A 15,363-nucleotide genomic window follows, 5' to 3' on the forward strand; every position below is an offset into this window, starting at 1 on the left:
GCGCTGCACCGTGACACCAAGTTGGATCGTGACGCCGAGCCGGACCGCGAGATCCGGTTGGGCCCTGGTGCGAAGCCGGAGGGCGGCAGCGGATTGGGCAGCGACACGGAGACGGGCCGGGAGGTCGCGGTGGGCAGCGAGACGCGGAGCCAGATGCTGCAGCGGAACGTCGGCGAGCTGCTGCAGGAGTTGCGGGTCGCGCAGGCGGGTGTGCAGATCCTGTTCGGGTTTCTGCTCGCGGTGGTCTTCACGACTCCGTTCCGTGAAGCCAGCGGGTTCGAGAAGGCGCTGCACCTGCTGGCAGTCCTGCTCACGGTCGCGTCAACGGCGTTGCTGATGGCGCCTGCGGCCTGGCACCGGGTGCTGTTCCGGTCCGGGCAACGGGGGGAGATCCTGCGCGTCGGCAACCGCGTGGTGCTGGTCGGGTTCGGATGTTTGGCGGGTGCGATCACGGTGACCGTCGGGCTCATCGCGAAGGTCGTCTACGGGCCGGTCGCGATGGGCCTGATCGGCGGGCTCGCGCTGCTGCTCTTCGGGCTGCTGTGGTTCATCGCGCCGGGGCTGCTCGCCGGCGACCGGCTGCGACGAGATGATCACTGAACGGCGTATGACCAGATCGGCGTTTGTCAGGCATCGGACAAAAACTCCATACCAGTAAAGGTGTTCATCAAGCCGTCGGCAGTCGTTGCCGCAGCGGTCGGGATCGCCACGTAGCTTCCTGGCTCGTGACTGACTCTTCCCGGCGGAACTTCCTGCGTGGTGCCGGCCTTCTCGGCGCGGGCGCGGCGGTGTCCGCTCTTCCTGGCCTGAACGGGGTCGCCGCGGCGGATCCCGTGGTTGCGCAACGGCCGGACGGTGACAGCCCGCGGTTCACGATCGCGGTCATGCCGGACACCCAGTACCTCTTCGACGAGGATCGGGGCGACTCGGCTCCGGTGGACGCTTCGCTGTCGTATGTACTGGAGCACGCGCGTTCCGACAACGTTGTCTTTCTCGCGCATCTCGGCGACCTCACGCAGAACGGGCAGGCGCAGGAGTTCGCGGGCATCAGCAGGTCGTTCCAGCGGCTCGACTGGGCGCGGTTCCCGTACAGCACGCTGGCGGGCAACCACGACGTCAACGGCTCCACCGACGATCAGCGAGGCCGGACGCCGTACCTGGACGCGTTCGGGCCGCAACGGCAGCGGAACTCGCCGACGTTCCGCGGCGCGTCCAAGGACGGGTACAACACCTACCACGTGTTCCGTGCCGCCGGCCGGGAATGGCTGGTGCTGGCGATGGACTGGCGGCCGTCCGCGGGCGGGTTCGCGTGGGCCAAGCAGGTGCTCGCACAGCATCCGCACCTGCCCGCGATCCTGACCATTCACGACCTGGTCTACGGCGACGATCAGGGCAAGGCGTTCCTGTCGGACTTCGGCCAGCACGTCTGGGACGACTTCGTCAACGAGAGCGACCAGATCTTCCTCACCCTCAACGGGCACTACTGGCCGCCGGCCCGGATGGTCAAGCGCAACGCCGCCGGGCACGACGTGCACCTGCACATCACGAACTACCAGGACCGCTACTACGGCGGCAGCGGCATGATCCGGCTGTACCAGTTCGACGTCGCTCGCGGGGTGATCGACGTCCGCACCTTCTCGCCGTGGCTCGACGGCAAGCGCGATCTCAGCGAGCTGCAGCGCATCGAGGCCGAGCGCAGCACCGACGTCGACTACTTCAGCATCGACATCGACTTCGACCAGCGGTTCGCCGGCTTCGCGCCGATTCCGGTGCCGCCGGCCCGGCCGGTGAAGCCGCAACTGGTGCCGGGCACCGTCGCTTACTGGCGGTTCGAGGGGGGACGGGCAGGGACTCCGGTGCCGGACAACGCGCTGGTCAAGGACCTCACTGGCAGGGGCAACGACCTGCGCCGTGTGACCGTGCCGGGCAGCGGGGCCGCCGCGCTGACCTACTCGGCGGACTTCGCGCTCCGTCAGCCGTCGCACGCGAGCCTCCGATTCGACGGTGCCCGCAATCCCAATCGCGGTGCGTACCTGCAGACGGTCGACAACGCGCCGATGAACAGCCTGACCTTCCAGCGCGGCTACACCTTCGAGGCGTTCATTCGCCTGCCGGACGACTTCCGCGACGGCAACCACGGCTGGTGCGGCATCTTCGCGCGGCTGGGCAGCGGCCGAATGGCCGGGAAGACTGGCGACGACCCAGACGAATCGGCCGCGACGCTCAGCCTTTCCGACGGTGCCGAGCTGCAGTGGGCAGTGTTCCCGTTGAACCAGGATCGAATCTCGACCAACTGGGGACACGAACTCCCGCTGGCGAAGTGGTGGCACGTCGCGGTCGTCAACGACGCCTCGCGCAGCACCCTGTACGTCGACGGCTGCCCGCTCCTGCGCAACCCGAAGACGCCGGCGAACGGCCTGGCGAACCCGGGCGGCAATTGGCTGGTCGGCGCTTCGTCCTACGGCGGCAAGGTGGAACGCAGCTTCTACGGCGAGATCGGCGAAGTTCGGATCGTCGACCGGCCGTTGGCACCGCGGGAGTTTCTGCTGGGCTGATCGGCCTCGGGAGCCAAACCAGGAAGCTCGGCGCGAGTCGAGGCAGTGCTGGCGCGGGGTGGCCTGGTGAGGCGGGGCTGGGAGCCCATCGGGCTAATCGTCGGGTGAGAACCGTCGGATTGTGACAGCGGGTACGTGGTTGGAGGCGGCGCAGCCGGAATGGCGAGGGCGGGCATTGGCGCGGGTGGAACTTCCCGGCCAATGCCCCATGCCCGGCGGCGTGGACCCTGGTCTGCACCTATGCGGGGCCAGCCTTCGGCGCGAACCCGAGATCGACGAAATCGGGGTTCGTCGGAACCCCGGGTGTGGCTGGTCGGCACCTGGCTCAGGGCCGGTCCGGGACGCAGCCTGGACCGGCCCCGACTTGCCTCGAATCCAGACCTACGCTGTTGCGAAGTCTGCCTCGAATCAGGCCCACGCTGACGCGAAGCTTGCCTCGATTCGACTCCCGAGGTCGCCGCGAAAGCCCGTCGCGCACGCACGCCGAGACCCCGGCCAGCCCGGGCCGGCCCCGGCTCGGCCTGCGGTTCAGGCGGTCAACCTGCCCCAGGAGTAGTCCTGCTTGGCCAGCTTCAGGTACACGAACAACTCCGTCGACACCACTCCCGCGATCGGCCGGACCTCGTCGCCCAGCACGGTCAGCAAGTGGTCGTCGTCGCGGCACAGGACTTCGGCCAGGAGGTCGAAGCGGCCTGAGCACAGGGCGACCTGATGCACGTCGCCGACCTTGGCCAGTTGCTGGGCTACCTCTCGGACGTCACCGTCCACCGTGATGCCGACCATCGCCCTCCGCGTCAGGTCGACGTGTTCTGGTGCGGTCACGGCGACTATCTGCACCATTTCCTCGCGGAGCAGCCGCTGGACCCGCTGCCGTACCGCGCCCTCCGAAAGACCTACCGCCTTGGCCAGTGCGGTGAACGATGCCCTGCCGTCTTCCTGCAACAACGCGATGAGCGTCCGGTCGGTCCCGTCGAGCGTTCTCGGCGCACGCGCTTCCTCGATTTTCGTACGGTTTTCGTCACCCATGCCGTCCCTCCCTGTGTTTCGGCATGTGATTCGTCAGACGCGCAGCGTATCGGCCCGAGCGCTAGAGCAGGAGCCCCTTTCCCGGTTTCTTCGCCGGATGGCGGAGCCGGTGTGTTCGCGCACGCCGAATGCCCTGTTCGGGCAATGGCGGGGTACGGTCTCGGGCCGCCGCCAGTAGGGAGGAATATTCCATGACCGAAGCCGTCGCCGCGCCTGTGGTGCCGGCCAAGGGGCTCCGTTCGCACGCACTGGGCATGGTGTCGTCGACGGTCATCGGCATGTCGTCGACCGCCCCCGCCTATTCGATCGCCGCGACGCTCGGGTTCATCGTGCTTGCCGGAACCGGGTTCAAGGCAGCCGCTTTCGTTCTGCTGTCGTTCGTGCCGGTGCTGTTCGTGGCGTTCGCGTTCCGCGAGCTGAACGCCGCCGAACCGGACTGCGGGACCAACTTCACCTGGGCCACCCGGGCGTTCGGCAGCCGGGTCGGCTGGATGACCGGGTGGGTCGTGCTGGTCGCGCAGCTGCTGGTGATGAGCAGCCAGTCCGCGCTGACCGGCCGGTACACCCTCCTGCTGTTCGGCTTGGACGACTTGGCGAACGACCGGGCGGTGACGACCGCGATCGGGGGCGCGTGGCTGCTCGCGCTGTGCTGGCTCTGCTATCGCGGCATCGAGGTCTCCGCCCGTGTCCAGTGGATCCTCCTCGGCATCGAACTCGCCGTCCTGGTGATCTTCTCCGTCGTCGCCCTCTCGCACGTCTACCACGGCACTGCGGGCCTGCAATCCGCCAAACCGAGCTGGGACTGGCTCTGGCCGAGCGGAGTCGGCCTCGGGCCAGCGGTTTCGGCGGTGCTGCTGGCGGTCTTCATCTACTGGGGCTGGGAGAGCTCGCTGTCGGTGAACGAGGAGTCGACGGACCCGCGGCACGCGCCGGGGCGGGCCGCTATCCTCTCGACCGTCCTGCTGGTGCTCAATTACCTTCTGGTGACCGTCGCGGCACTCGCGTTCGCCGGGGTCGGCAGCCAGGGGATCGGGCTGGCCAACGAGGCGAACGCGGAGGACGTGCTGGCCGGACTGGGCGGCGCGGTGTTCGGGACATCCGGGTTCGGCAAGGTCATCGGGTTGTTGATGATCGTGTCGGTTCTGACCTCCGGCGCGGCCACCAGCCAGGCGACGATCATGCCCGCCGCGCGCACCACGCTGTCCATGGCAACGCACGGCGCGCTGCCGAAGGTGTTCGCCAAGGTGCACCCGAAATACCAGACGCCTTCCGTGACTACCTGGGTGTTCGGGCTGCTGTCGCTCCTGCTCTACGTACTGCTGGCGTTGTGGAGCAAGAACGTGCTGGCGGATTCGGTGGACGCGGTCGGACTGACGATCGCGATCGAGTTCACGGTGACGGCGCTCGCGTGCGTCTGGGTGTTTCGCCGGACGCTGCTTTCCAGCGTGCGGAACTTCGTGATGCGTGGACTGCTGCCCTTCGCCGGCGGAATGTTCTTCTTGGCGATCCTCGTGCTCGCCGTCATCGCGTACGCGAAGCCGGATGCCGGGGAGACGACTGTGTTCGGCATCGGTGGCGTCGCGGTGATTGGGGTCGTGGCGATCCTCGTCGGGTTCCCGTTGATGTTCGCGGCGCAACGCGTGTGCCGTGACTTCTTCGCGGGACGTCGCCTGACGCGCGGCGTGGTCGCGCGCGACGGCGAGGTGATCGAGAGCTACCGGTAGTTCCTTACGTCTTCGGCAGCGCGCAGTAGGCGGCCACCGGCTGCGCGAACAGATCCTCCGTTACGGCCGGGTTGAGCGTCAGGCTGTATTCGTTGTCCGCGACGACCACCTGGCGCTCGCCGTCCGGGCTGCTGAGCCAGGTGCTTTCGTAGCCGAGCACGGCCCCGGTGTGCGTCCAGACCGGGCCGCACGGGGTCTGCGTCTGGCCGACGCCGAGACCGTATCGGCCGGCCGCGGGGTCGTGGCCCATCGGCACGGTCGTCTCCAGCTCCTCTTGTTGTGCCGGCGGCAGCAGCTTGCCGGCGAACAGTGCGCGTTCGAAGTCCGCCAGATCATCTACAGTGGACACCATGGCGCCGGCGGAACCGGTGGTCTGCACGTTGGACGAGGTGACGTCGCGGACCGGCGATGTCGAGCCGTGCACGTGGAAGTAGCCGTTGAGCCGCGGTGCCGGCAGTGTCGGGTCACTGGTCGGGAACGTGGTGTCGGACAGTCCGAGCGGGGTGATGATGCGGTGCGCGACCTCGACGGCAGGCGGGTTTCCGGTGGCCGCCTGGATCACCATTCCGGCCAGCACGTAGTTGGTGTTCGAGTAGTGCCAGGCGGTGCCGGGTGCAGCGGTCGGCTTGTTCGCCAGGGCGGCGTTGACCAGGTGCCGTGGTACGTACGGTTCATTCGGGTTCAGGTTGGCGGAGTAGCCCTGAGCGAACTGGCCGGCGAGGTAGTCCGGCAGGCCGCTGGTGTGGTTGAGCAGTTGCCGGAGGGTGATCTTGGTGCCGTCGTTGCCGTTCTTCGCGACGACACCGGGCAGCCATTTGTCGACGGTGTCGTTCAAGGACAGCTTGCGTTCGGCTTCCAGCTGGAGCAGTACGACGCTGACGAAGGCCTTGGTATTGCTGCCGATCCGGAACTTCGCGTGCGGATCGGGCGGAGCCTTGGCGAAGTAGTCGCCGAACCCTGATCTGGCGTACTCCGCGTCGTTTCCTTTGCGTGCCATGCCGATCGCGCCGATGACCCCGTCCGGGCCAGTCAGTTTGGCCAGTCCGGAAGCGAGCGCGCTTCCCGGCGCGGCCACGGCGACGCCGGCGGACAGTGTCGTCGCGGCCGTCATGAAGATGGCAATTACCTTGCTGCGCAACACTTTGCGAAGTTTCATGGGTTTTCCTCCCGAGTGCGGGCGAACTCTCGCAACAAGCGTAACGCTAACAGCGGCGCAAAAGATCTTCTTCAGTCTCTCGGGGGACAAGGAGCGTCGCGTGCCCGTTTCGGACTCCTACCAAAGGGGGACGCCCGACCAGATTGTAGTTCGAGGCAAGGGAATGGTGGTATGCGCCAGTGCACGGAACGGCCAGCAGATCACCTACGTGGATGTCGTCGGGAAGACAGACGTCTGCGAGGACATCGCCGGACTCGCAGTGTCGGCCGACCACTGTCATCGGCGTACGCGCTGCCTTCGTGCGACGGCCAACGAGACGCGCGGTATAGCGCGCGCCGTACAACCCCGGGCGCGGGTTATCGCTCATGCCGCCATCGACAGCGACGAAAGTGCGCGCGCCACGTTTGACCGCGCATACGCGGTACACGGTGATCCCGGCCGGTCCTACGATCGCGCGGCCGGGTTCGATTATCAGTCGCGGCAGGGGAAAATCGTGCGAAGAGCATTCGTACCCGAGCGCGACGCGTAGCCGTCGCGCGTAGCCGCCTAGGTCGAAGGACGCATCACGGTCGACGTACGGGACGGCGTGCCCACCTCCGAGGTCTAGCTCGCGCAAGGTGATGCCGTACTGATCGCGTACGCGGACAAGGACTTCGACCATCCGACGCGCGGCTTCTTCGTAACGGTCCACGCGCGACACTTGCGACCCGATGTGGCAGTGCAGGCCGCTCAGTCGCAGGCTTGGCTGTGAAAGTACCGCCGCGACAGCACGGTCGACGTTGTCGCGTACGTCGGCGCGCAGCGAGAAGCCGAACTTCTGCCCTTCGGTGCCGGTAGTGATCGCAGCGTGCGTGTTGCCGCTTACGCCAGGCGTCACGCGAATCAGGACGCGCTGCGCGCCTTGTGCGAGCGCGCCGAGCTGTTCGACTTCGTCCAGCGAGTCGAGCACGATGCGGTCGACGCCGTACTCGAGGGCGGCCTTCAGGTCTTCAGGTGTCTTCGCATTGCCGTGCAGCAGAATGCGCTCCGCAGGGAAGCCGACGGCGCGCGCGACGGCGATCTCGCCTGCCGAGCAAGTGTCGAGCGACAGTCCTTCTTCGGCGACCCAGCGCAATACTGCGCGCGTACAGAGCGCCTTGCTCGCGAATGCGACGTCTGCTTCCGGCAGTGCGCGACGGTACGCACGCGCGGTCTCGCGCACCTGTGCCTCATCGAGGAGGTAGGCAGGTGTGCCGAAGCGCGCGGCCAGGTGGCTGACCGGCGCGCCGGCGAAGAGGAGCTCGCCACCTTCGCCGAGTGTCGTGCCTTGCGGCCACAGGCCCGGTTCGAGATGGTCGGCGGCCTCGCAGCCGAGACTCGGGAGCAGCTCGCTGAGCGTCACGGTTACCTCCGGGCGATGTCGATCGTGCCGAACATCGCCAGCACACGGCGCCGCCGTGTGCCCGGAACGCCCCAGAAACGTCCCCCTGACGCTTCCGCCGGTACTGCTGATGCGTTCTTAACGCGCGAGTAACCTCGGCCACACGCCGGTTGAGCTGGTCTTTCGGGAGGCGTCAGTCGAGTCCCCAGCAAGACACGATGTCGTGCAACCGCTCCCGCTCGGCGGCGGTCAGCAACCGGCTCGGCGGCCGGACGTCGGGGCGGCACAGGCCGAGCTGAGAAAGCGCGTCCTTGACCACGCTGACGTTGTTCGCGTTGCTTTCCGCGGCGCGCATCTGCTCGAACGGACGGATCCGATCCCAGATCTCCATCGCGCCGGCGAAATCGTGGCTGCGCAGGCGGCGGAAGAAGTCGAGCGAGAGTCGCGGGGCGACGTTCACCAGGCCGGACGTGAAACCGGTCGCGCCGACGGCGAAGTAACCAGGGGCGGACAGTTCGGCGAGGCCCGCGATCCAGACGAAGCGCTCGTACCCAGCGTCTCGCGCGACAGTGCGGAAGCGCACTGGGTCCGGCACGGCGTACTTCACGCCGATGACGTTCGGCGCTGCCTCGGCGAGCTGCGCCAGGTCTTCGCCTTCGATGGCGGGGTTGCGCACGTACAGGACGACCCCGAGATCGGGCACTTCGTCCGCTATAGCGCGGTGGTAGTCGATCCAGCCCGCGCGCGACACGTACGGATGCACTGGCTGGTGGATCATCACCATGTCCGCACCGTTGGCACTCGCGTGCTTCGCCGCCTTCGCAGCCGTACGCACGTCATGTCCGACGCCAGCGAGCACGCTCGCTTCGCGTGCGGCCTTCGTGGTGAGTTCGAGGCACTGTCGCGTCTCTTGTTCTTCGAGCGCGTAGAACTCGCCGGTGTTGCCGTTCGGAGTGACGACCTCGACGCCGTTCAACACGAGCCGTTCGACGAGCCGCTCGTAGGTCTCGGCGTCCACGTCGCCGGCTGCGGTGAACGGGGTTACCGGGATCGCTACCACGCCGGCGAGTCGCCGGCGCTGTTTCTCGAAGGCCACGAGCAGATCCGATCTGATATATGATGTCTCGACGAGGTGGAGGGTAACACGAGGCGCCAGGACACTTGTCCCGCTTTATCGGATGAGTGTCCTGATGCCGGAGAAAACGGCAGGTGGAAGCTGGGCGCGCGGGATAATCTGGGCGGATGCCGGACGCGATCTTCGCTCACCCTCGACTAGCGCGGATCTACGACGCGTTCGACGGCGATCGCCGAGACCTGGCCGCGTACCTCCGCATCGCGGACGAGTTGGGGGCCTGCAAGGTGCTGGACGTCGGCTGCGGAACGGGCTGCCTGGCAGTCCTGCTGGCCGAGTCCGGGCGCACTGTCGTAGCGGTGGATCCAGCGGAGGCGTCGCTCGCCGTAGCGCGGGCCAAAGACGCCCGGGTGACTTGGCGGCACGGAGACGCGACGACTTTGCCCGAGCTGGACGCAGACCTTGCCGTCATGACCGGGAACGTCGCACAGGTGTTCCTGACCGACGAGGAATGGGCCGCCACGCTGCGCGGAATCCGGGCGGCGCTGCGGCCCGGCGGACATCTGGTGTTCGAGACCCGCCGGCCGGAGTTCCGCGCCTGGGAAAGCTGGGGTGAGTCCGTCCGCGTCCTCGACGTGCCCGGGGTCGGTGAGGTGGAGGAACGCCGCGAAGTCACCGAGGTGCGGCTCCCACTGGTCTCGTTCCGCTTCCGGTACACCTTTCTAACCGACAACACCATCCTGGCTTCGGATTCCACGATCCGATTCCGAAGCCAGGACGAGATCGTTGTCAGCCTGCACGAGCAGGGCTACCGGGTGCTGGACGTCCGAGATGCCGCTGACCGGCCTGGTCGCGAATTGGTTTTCCTCGCCAGGTGATCAGCCCCGCAGCGCGTCCAAAGCGAACGCCGCGTACATCGCCACGCCAGCCGCCATCGCCGGTTCGTGGAAACGGACCCGGTTGGAGTGGTTGTCCTCGGTCGTCGCCGGATCCGCGCCTGGCTCGCGCGCGCCAAGGAATGCGAACGCGCCCGGAACCCTTTGCAGCACATAGGAAAAATCTTCCGCTCCCATGATCGGCGCGGACAATTCCTCGACGTTCTCCGCCCCCAGCAGCTCCGCGCCGAGCGACAGCACGCGCGCGGCCACCGCCGCGTCGTTCACGGTCGGCGGGTACCCCGGGTCCACTCCGGCCGACACCCGGCACCCGTGCGCCGCCGCGACCGCCTCGCAGACCTTCGGCAGTTCCTCGCGCACGAACGCTCGCGTCGCGTCCGACAAGGTGCGAATGGTCCCCTCGAGCACCGCCGTCTCCGGGATGATGTTCGTCGTCGTGCCGGCCGCGATGCGGGTCACCGAGACCACCGCCGGGTCGAACACGCTAATTCGGCGGGACACCATCGTCTGCAGCGCGCCGACCATCGCCGCGGCGGCGGGCACCGGGTCGATCGCGTCGTGCGGGGCGGCGCCATGGCCGCCGCGGCCGGTGACCTCGACGCTGAACGTGTCCGCCGACGCCATCATCGGGCCGGGCCGCACCTGCAGGACGCCGCTCGGGCTGTTGGCGATCGTGTGCAGGCCGAAGGCGCTCGTCACGCGCGTGCCAGCCGCGTCCAGCACTCCTTCGTGGATCATGTGCCGTGCGCCGTGGTAACCCTCTTCGCCCGGCTGGAACATGAACACTACGGAGCCGGCGAGATCGTCCACCCGGGATGCGAGCAGCCGGGCCGCCGAGGCGAGCATCGCGACGTGCGTGTCGTGCCCGCAGGCGTGCATCGAACCGTCGACTTCGGACGCGAACTCCAGTCCGGTGTCCTCGTCGAGCGGCAGCGCGTCCATATCGGCGCGCAACAGCACCGCCGGGCCTGGACGGGAGCCGTGGAGTACGCCGGTGAGCGCCGTGGTGGTGCGGCCGTCGGTCAGTTCGATCGGCAGATCGGCCAGTGCGGCGCGGATCGCGGCTTGGGTCTTCGGCAGCTGCAGGCCCTGCTCAGGGTGCCGATGCACGGTGCGGCGAAGCTCCACGGTGCGGTCTTGCAGCTGCCGTGCGGCGTCGAGCAGCCCGGCGTGTCGCTGGCCGGGCAGGGTGGGGAGATCGGTGGGTCCGGTCATGGCTCGATAGTGGCACCTCGCACGCTTCAGGCGCACCGTGCGTGCGTTCCTCCGCGAGGCGGAATACGGTGTGCGCATGGCGGTGCAAGAGCCGGTCACGGGCTTCGCGATAGCGGTGGTCCGTGAGGACGGTCGGTGGCGGTGCAGTGCGCTTGATTCCTCGGCGCTTACGGAATTGGACGCGGCGATCACCGAGCTGGGGAAACTCCGCTCGACCGGGGCGGCATTCGGCCTGTTGGCCGTCGACGACGAGTTCTTCGTGATCGTCCGGCCCAGCCCTCGGGGACCCTCGCTGTTGCTGTCGGACGCCGCGGCGGCGCTCGACTACGACATCGCGGCGGATGTCCTCGACGTGCTGCGCGTCGATCCCCCGGACGAGGACGACGACGCGGTGTGGCCGGAGGGCGACCTCGACATCCTGGCCGACCTCGGCCTGCCGGGCGGGGAGCTGGAGGTGATCGTCGGCGAGGTCGACCTGTACCCGGACGAACAGCTCCAGATGATCGCCCAGCGCTGCGGCTTCGACGCCGAGTACTCGAAACTGCTGGATACGCTCTGAGACGGCCGGACGACACCGAGGCCGTGCGGGCCGCATTGAACGCGGCCCGCGCCCCCGGTGCCGACGTGCCCATCGGCGCGGTCGTCTTCGACCCGGATGGCCGCCCGCTCGCCGCGGCCCGCAACGCGCGGGTCGAGCTGGCCGACCCGACGGCGCACGCGGAGATCCTCGCGCTGCGCGCGGCGGCCCGCGAGTTCGGCGACGGCTGGCGGCTCGAAGGCTGCACGCTCGCGGTCACCGTGGAGCCGTGCACGATGTGCGCCGGCGCGCTCGTCCTCGCCCGCATCAGCCGGCTGGTGTTCGGGGCATGGGAGCCGAAGACGGGCGCGGTGTCGTCGCTCTGGGACGTCGTGCGCGACCGGCGGCTCAACCATCGTCCGGAAGTCAGCGGCGGCGTGCTCGAGGAGGAGTGCGCGGCCCTGCTCGAGGCGTACTTCGCGGACCGCAGGCAGGCCGAGGGCTAGCCCGGCGCACCCCCGCCGCGAGCCGGGAGGGGGGTCCGGTATTGTTCTCGGCGGTGGCGTGTCCGAGCGGCCGAAGGAGCACGACTCGAAATCGTGTGACGGTTAATCCCGTCCGTGGGTTCAAATCCCACCGCCACCGCTCGCGACGAACCCCGGCTGGGCACTCCAGCCGGGGTTCGTTCGTTCTTCCTCCGGCGTCCCCGGAGGAGCACCTTTGTACCTCTACGCGCGGCTGGTGTTTTTTGGCACCGGATCCGCCGACGCGATCCCGCAGCTGGGTCGAGGCGGTCCAAGAAGCGATGCCGAAGCATTGGTGACGGTCCTACGCTGGGGTTCATGAATCTTCCGCCAGTCGGCAAGACCGCAGTCGGGGTCGCGGCACTGCGCGCGTTGGAGAGCAGCCGGCCGGACCGATTGTTCGACGATCCCTATGCCGGCGCTTTCCTCGACGCCGGCCGCGACGTGCTCGCCGGTGATCAGGAGCGGCAGCGCGGCCTCGGTGTGGTGTTCGCTCAGCAGGTCGCGGTCCGCACCCGGTTCTTCGACGATTTCGTCGCGGGCGGGAGGCAGACCGTGCTCATCGCGGCTGGGCTCGACGCTCGCGCGTTCCGGCTCGACTGGCCGGACGGTGCGCGGGTGTTCGAGGTCGATCTGCCGGAAGTGCTGGCGTTCAAGGATTCCGTGCTGGCCAAGCAGGGCGCGCGGCCCCGGTGTGCGCGCACGGAGGTTCCGGCGGATCTGCGCGGCGACTGGGCGGCCGCGTTGACCGAAGCCGGATTCGACCGGGAACAGCCGACGGTGTGGCTCGCCGAAGGGCTGCTCGTCTACCTCAGCCGGGAGGAGGCGGAGCGGTTGCTCACGACGATCACGGAATTGTCCGCACTGGGCAGTCGGATCTCGTTCGAACATCGGCCGGACGGCGACCAGGACGGTCTGCTGGAGAAGGCGCGCGACATCGGCTGCGCGGTTACCGCGTTGTGGCGCGGCGGTCTTGGCGGCGACGCCCCGGAATGGCTGACCGCGCACGGCTGGGCGCCGGAGACGGTCACCGTCGCGGAGCTGGCGGTCAACTATGGCCGGGAACCCTTGGAGATCACCCGCGGCGGTTTCGTCTCCGCCACCCGGTTGGGGTAGAAGTCCTTTCTCCATAACGAGTTCTGCCCACTAGGGTAAGCCGGATGGGTGGGGGACTCGGGCCGGATTTTCGCAAGCTGTGGTGGGCCGCCACAACCAGTACGGCGGGCAGTGCGATCGGGACCGGGGCGATCCCGCTGGTCGCGATTCTGGTGCTGCACGCCGACGCGGCACAGGTGTCGTTGCTTGCCGCGGCACCGCGGCTCGCTGGAGCGTTGCTTTCGCTGCCGGTCGGCGCGGCGGTGGAGTTCCGGGCGAAACGGCCAGTGATGATGGCCGCGGATGTGTTGCGATTTCTGGCGCTGGCAAGCGTTCCGCTCACGATTGCGTTGAATATGGTCACTTTGCCGCAGTTATACGCGGTGAGCGTGGTGTCGACGGTCGCGCTGGTCACGTTCACCGCGGCGGCTGGTGCGCACCTGCGTGCGCTGGTCGCGAAGGACCAGCGCACGGCGGCGGCAAGCCAGCTCGAATCCGCCAACTGGCTCGTCAACGCGGGCGGACCGCCGCTCGGCGGGCTGCTCGTGTCCGCCGCCGGGCCTGGCCTGACCATGCTGTGCGACGCGATTTCCTATGTGGCGTCGGCGCTTTTCGTCCGGTCGATCCAGTGGCCGGAACCGCCGCCACCAGAGCGGGGCGGGGCCGGTCGGATCGGGCCGGACCTGGTCGCCGGTTGGCGGTACCTGCTCGGCCACCGCGAGCTGGCGCTGTTGTTCGGCAACGCGGTGCTGTTCGGGGCTGCGGTGCTGGCCGCGTCGCCGTTGGAAGTCGTGTTCATGCTGGACGAACTGGGTTACCGGCCGTGGCAGTACGGCCTGCTGGTCGGCCTGCCGTGCCTCGGCGGCGTGGCGGGCTCGTGGCTCGCGCCGCGCTTGTCGAACCGGTTCGGGCCGCGCCGGACGCTGTTCTGGGCGGGCCTCGGGCGGACGCCGTGGCTGCTGCCGATCCCGTTCGTCGGTCCCGGCCCCTGGGGGATGCTGGTCTTCCTGACCTGCGACACCTGTCTGCTGTTCGCCGCCGGGATCTTCAACCCGCTGTTCGGCGCGCACCGGATGGACGTCACCCGGCCGGACATGATGGCGCGGGTGGTCGGCGCGTGGTCGGTCGGAGGACGGCTGGCGTGGCCGCTGTTCATCGCGGCCGGAGGCGCGGTGGCGGCGCTCGCCGGGACGCGGATCGCGATTGGCGCGGTGGCTGTGTTGTGCCTGCTCAGCGTTCCGTTCCTGCTGTTCACTCCGGCAGAACCGGGACTCCGAACGGCTCCAGGAACGTCGTCGCTTCGCCGATCGCGGCGAGTCCGCGGGTGACTGCCTCGGCGATGGCGGCGCACGCCTCCCGCACCGCCTGGTCGGCCGATCGGTCGCCGGTCAGCGACGCCTCGATGGCCGGTGCGGCGGCCTCGGCGATCCGCAGCACTTGTGCGGAGGTCTGATTCGCCAGCCGGTCCAGCAGTTCAGCCAGATCGAAGCCGACCGCGGCGGTGCGGGCGGCGGCTTCGGCGGCCTGCCGGTAGTGCGCGTCGAGTTCGTCGGCGCTGCCCCGGAACTGGGCGGCCGGCTCGCCGCCCCACTTGCGTTCCGCGCGGTGCGCGCCGCGCTCGAACTCCAGCCGGGCCATCACGAGCACGTCGCGGCCGCTGGAGAGGGTGCGGGCGGATTCGCGGATGGACTGCGGCGAACAGTCCAGCTGGCGCAGCGCGGCGATCGGGTCCGGGGCACGGATCCCAGCGGCAGCGGTGCCCAACGACGCCAGCCCGGCGGCCGCCTTGTCCAGCGCCGGGTGCAGGAACGGCATCAACTGAGCAGCGCCGTCGCGATCGTCGGCGGCTGGTGGCAGCGCTGCGCGGCGATCCGCAGCAGCCCGGCGAGTTCGGACGTGGCATCGCCGAGCATCCGGGCGTCGACGTCCCGGGCGGCCAGCGCGGCCTCCCACTGGGCGGCGATTTCCCGGGCGGGCGCGGAAATTCCCCACGGCGTCGACTCCAGCCGCGCCTGTGCGAACCGGCCCGCTGCCTGGTCCGCGTCGACAGCCGCCCGGTCGAGCGCATCCGCGGCGGCGGTGAGCCGCTCGCTCGTCGAACCTGCCATCGGGACCTCCGCTTCCGGGAGGGCGCGAACCGCGGCTCAGCACCCTCTGCACCAGATCTAACCCCATCGGGGCGGCACCGGTCACTCGGCCGGGTGGGCACGATTCCACATCATG

15 protein-coding genes and 1 tRNA gene are annotated in these 15,363 nt (G+C 68.7%); 9 read left to right on the top strand and 7 right to left on the bottom strand.

The genetic code is table 11. The features are described 5' to 3' along the window. Positions 1-129 precede the first annotated feature (129 nt). Positions 130-600, top strand: coding sequence for a DUF6328 family protein (locus AMYBE_RS0134955; RefSeq protein ID WP_027928338.1), 471 nt, complete (start codon positions 130-132; stop codon positions 598-600). Positions 601-725: 125 nt separating this feature from the next. Then, positions 726-2,555, top strand: a complete 1,830-nt coding sequence (locus AMYBE_RS0134960; protein ID WP_020664046.1) for a LamG-like jellyroll fold domain-containing protein — start codon at positions 726-728, stop codon at positions 2,553-2,555. 528 nt (positions 2,556-3,083) lie between these two features. Here AMYBE_RS0134960 and AMYBE_RS0134965 read toward each other — a convergent pair. Then, positions 3,084-3,581 carry an Lrp/AsnC family transcriptional regulator gene (locus tag AMYBE_RS0134965; RefSeq protein ID WP_020664047.1) on the bottom strand — a complete coding sequence of 166 codons (498 nt, stop codon included), beginning with the start codon at positions 3,579-3,581 and terminating at the stop codon, positions 3,084-3,086. Positions 3,582-3,772: 191 nt separating this feature from the next. Here AMYBE_RS0134965 and AMYBE_RS0134970 point away from each other — a divergent pair, with 191 nt between their 5' ends. Next, positions 3,773-5,305, top strand: coding sequence for an APC family permease (locus AMYBE_RS0134970; RefSeq protein ID WP_020664048.1), 1,533 nt, complete (start codon positions 3,773-3,775; stop codon positions 5,303-5,305). Positions 5,306-5,309: 4 nt separating this feature from the next. Here AMYBE_RS0134970 and AMYBE_RS42910 read toward each other — a convergent pair whose 3' ends face one another. From AMYBE_RS42910 to AMYBE_RS0134985, 3 genes are all read right to left on the bottom strand, one after another. Further along, a complete protein-coding gene (locus AMYBE_RS42910) occupies positions 5,310-6,461 on the bottom strand; it encodes a serine hydrolase domain-containing protein (RefSeq protein WP_020664049.1) in 1,152 nt (383 codons plus the stop codon). Positions 6,462-6,507: 46 nt separating this feature from the next. Then, positions 6,508-7,842 (bottom strand): diaminopimelate decarboxylase, encoded by a 1,335-nt coding sequence (lysA, locus tag AMYBE_RS0134980; RefSeq protein ID WP_020664050.1) that lies wholly within the window; start codon positions 7,840-7,842, stop codon positions 6,508-6,510. A gap of 172 nt (positions 7,843-8,014) precedes the next feature. Then, positions 8,015-8,917 (bottom strand): dihydrodipicolinate synthase family protein, encoded by a 903-nt coding sequence (locus AMYBE_RS0134985; protein WP_020664051.1) that lies wholly within the window; start codon positions 8,915-8,917, stop codon positions 8,015-8,017. Positions 8,918-9,063: 146 nt separating this feature from the next. Here AMYBE_RS0134985 and AMYBE_RS0134990 point away from each other — a divergent pair, with 146 nt between their 5' ends. Next, the gene (locus AMYBE_RS0134990) at positions 9,064-9,771 is read left to right on the top strand and encodes a class I SAM-dependent methyltransferase (RefSeq protein WP_020664052.1); all 708 of its coding nucleotides are present in this window, start codon (positions 9,064-9,066) and stop codon (positions 9,769-9,771) included. Here the strand turns inward: AMYBE_RS0134990 and AMYBE_RS0134995 are convergent, their stop codons facing one another. Further along, complete coding sequence (locus AMYBE_RS0134995) at positions 9,772-11,004, bottom strand: M20 metallopeptidase family protein (protein ID WP_020664053.1); 1,233 nt, start codon at positions 11,002-11,004, stop codon at positions 9,772-9,774. It abuts the gene before it with no gap. Positions 11,005-11,080: 76 nt separating this feature from the next. On the opposite strand from AMYBE_RS0134995, the gene AMYBE_RS0135000 reads away from it, so the two are divergent. From AMYBE_RS0135000 to AMYBE_RS42915, 5 genes are all read left to right on the top strand, one after another. Beyond that, entirely contained in the window at positions 11,081-11,563 is a 483-nt protein-coding gene (locus AMYBE_RS0135000; RefSeq protein WP_020664054.1) for a tRNA adenosine deaminase-associated protein, read from the top strand. A gap of 23 nt (positions 11,564-11,586) precedes the next feature. After that, complete coding sequence (locus AMYBE_RS0135005) at positions 11,587-12,027, top strand: nucleoside deaminase (RefSeq protein WP_020664055.1); 441 nt, start codon at positions 11,587-11,589, stop codon at positions 12,025-12,027. Positions 12,028-12,079: 52 nt separating this feature from the next. Next, positions 12,080-12,166, top strand: a tRNA-Ser gene (locus tag AMYBE_RS0135010). A 197-nt stretch (positions 12,167-12,363) separates the two neighbouring features. Beyond that, a complete protein-coding gene (locus tag AMYBE_RS0135015) occupies positions 12,364-13,161 on the top strand; it encodes an SAM-dependent methyltransferase (RefSeq protein ID WP_020664056.1) in 798 nt (265 codons plus the stop codon). Positions 13,162-13,205: 44 nt separating this feature from the next. Next, entirely contained in the window at positions 13,206-14,468 is a 1,263-nt protein-coding gene (locus AMYBE_RS42915; protein WP_020664057.1) for an MFS transporter, read from the top strand. Here the strand turns inward: AMYBE_RS42915 and AMYBE_RS0135025 are convergent. Both AMYBE_RS0135025 and AMYBE_RS42920 read right to left on the bottom strand, forming a co-directional pair. Continuing rightward, positions 14,392-14,955 (bottom strand): hypothetical protein, encoded by a 564-nt coding sequence (locus AMYBE_RS0135025; protein WP_020664058.1) that lies wholly within the window; start codon positions 14,953-14,955, stop codon positions 14,392-14,394. The two genes, AMYBE_RS42915 and AMYBE_RS0135025, sit on opposite strands and share 77 nt — an antisense overlap. Further along, a complete protein-coding gene (locus tag AMYBE_RS42920) occupies positions 14,955-15,248 on the bottom strand; it encodes a hypothetical protein (RefSeq protein ID WP_020664059.1) in 294 nt (97 codons plus the stop codon). The genes AMYBE_RS0135025 and AMYBE_RS42920 overlap by 1 nt, the downstream gene beginning before the upstream one ends. Positions 15,249-15,363 lie beyond the last annotated feature (115 nt).

The sequence above is a fragment of the Amycolatopsis benzoatilytica AK 16/65 genome, assembly GCF_000383915.1.
GTDB classification, from domain to species: Bacteria; Actinomycetota; Actinomycetes; order Mycobacteriales; family Pseudonocardiaceae; genus Amycolatopsis; species Amycolatopsis benzoatilytica.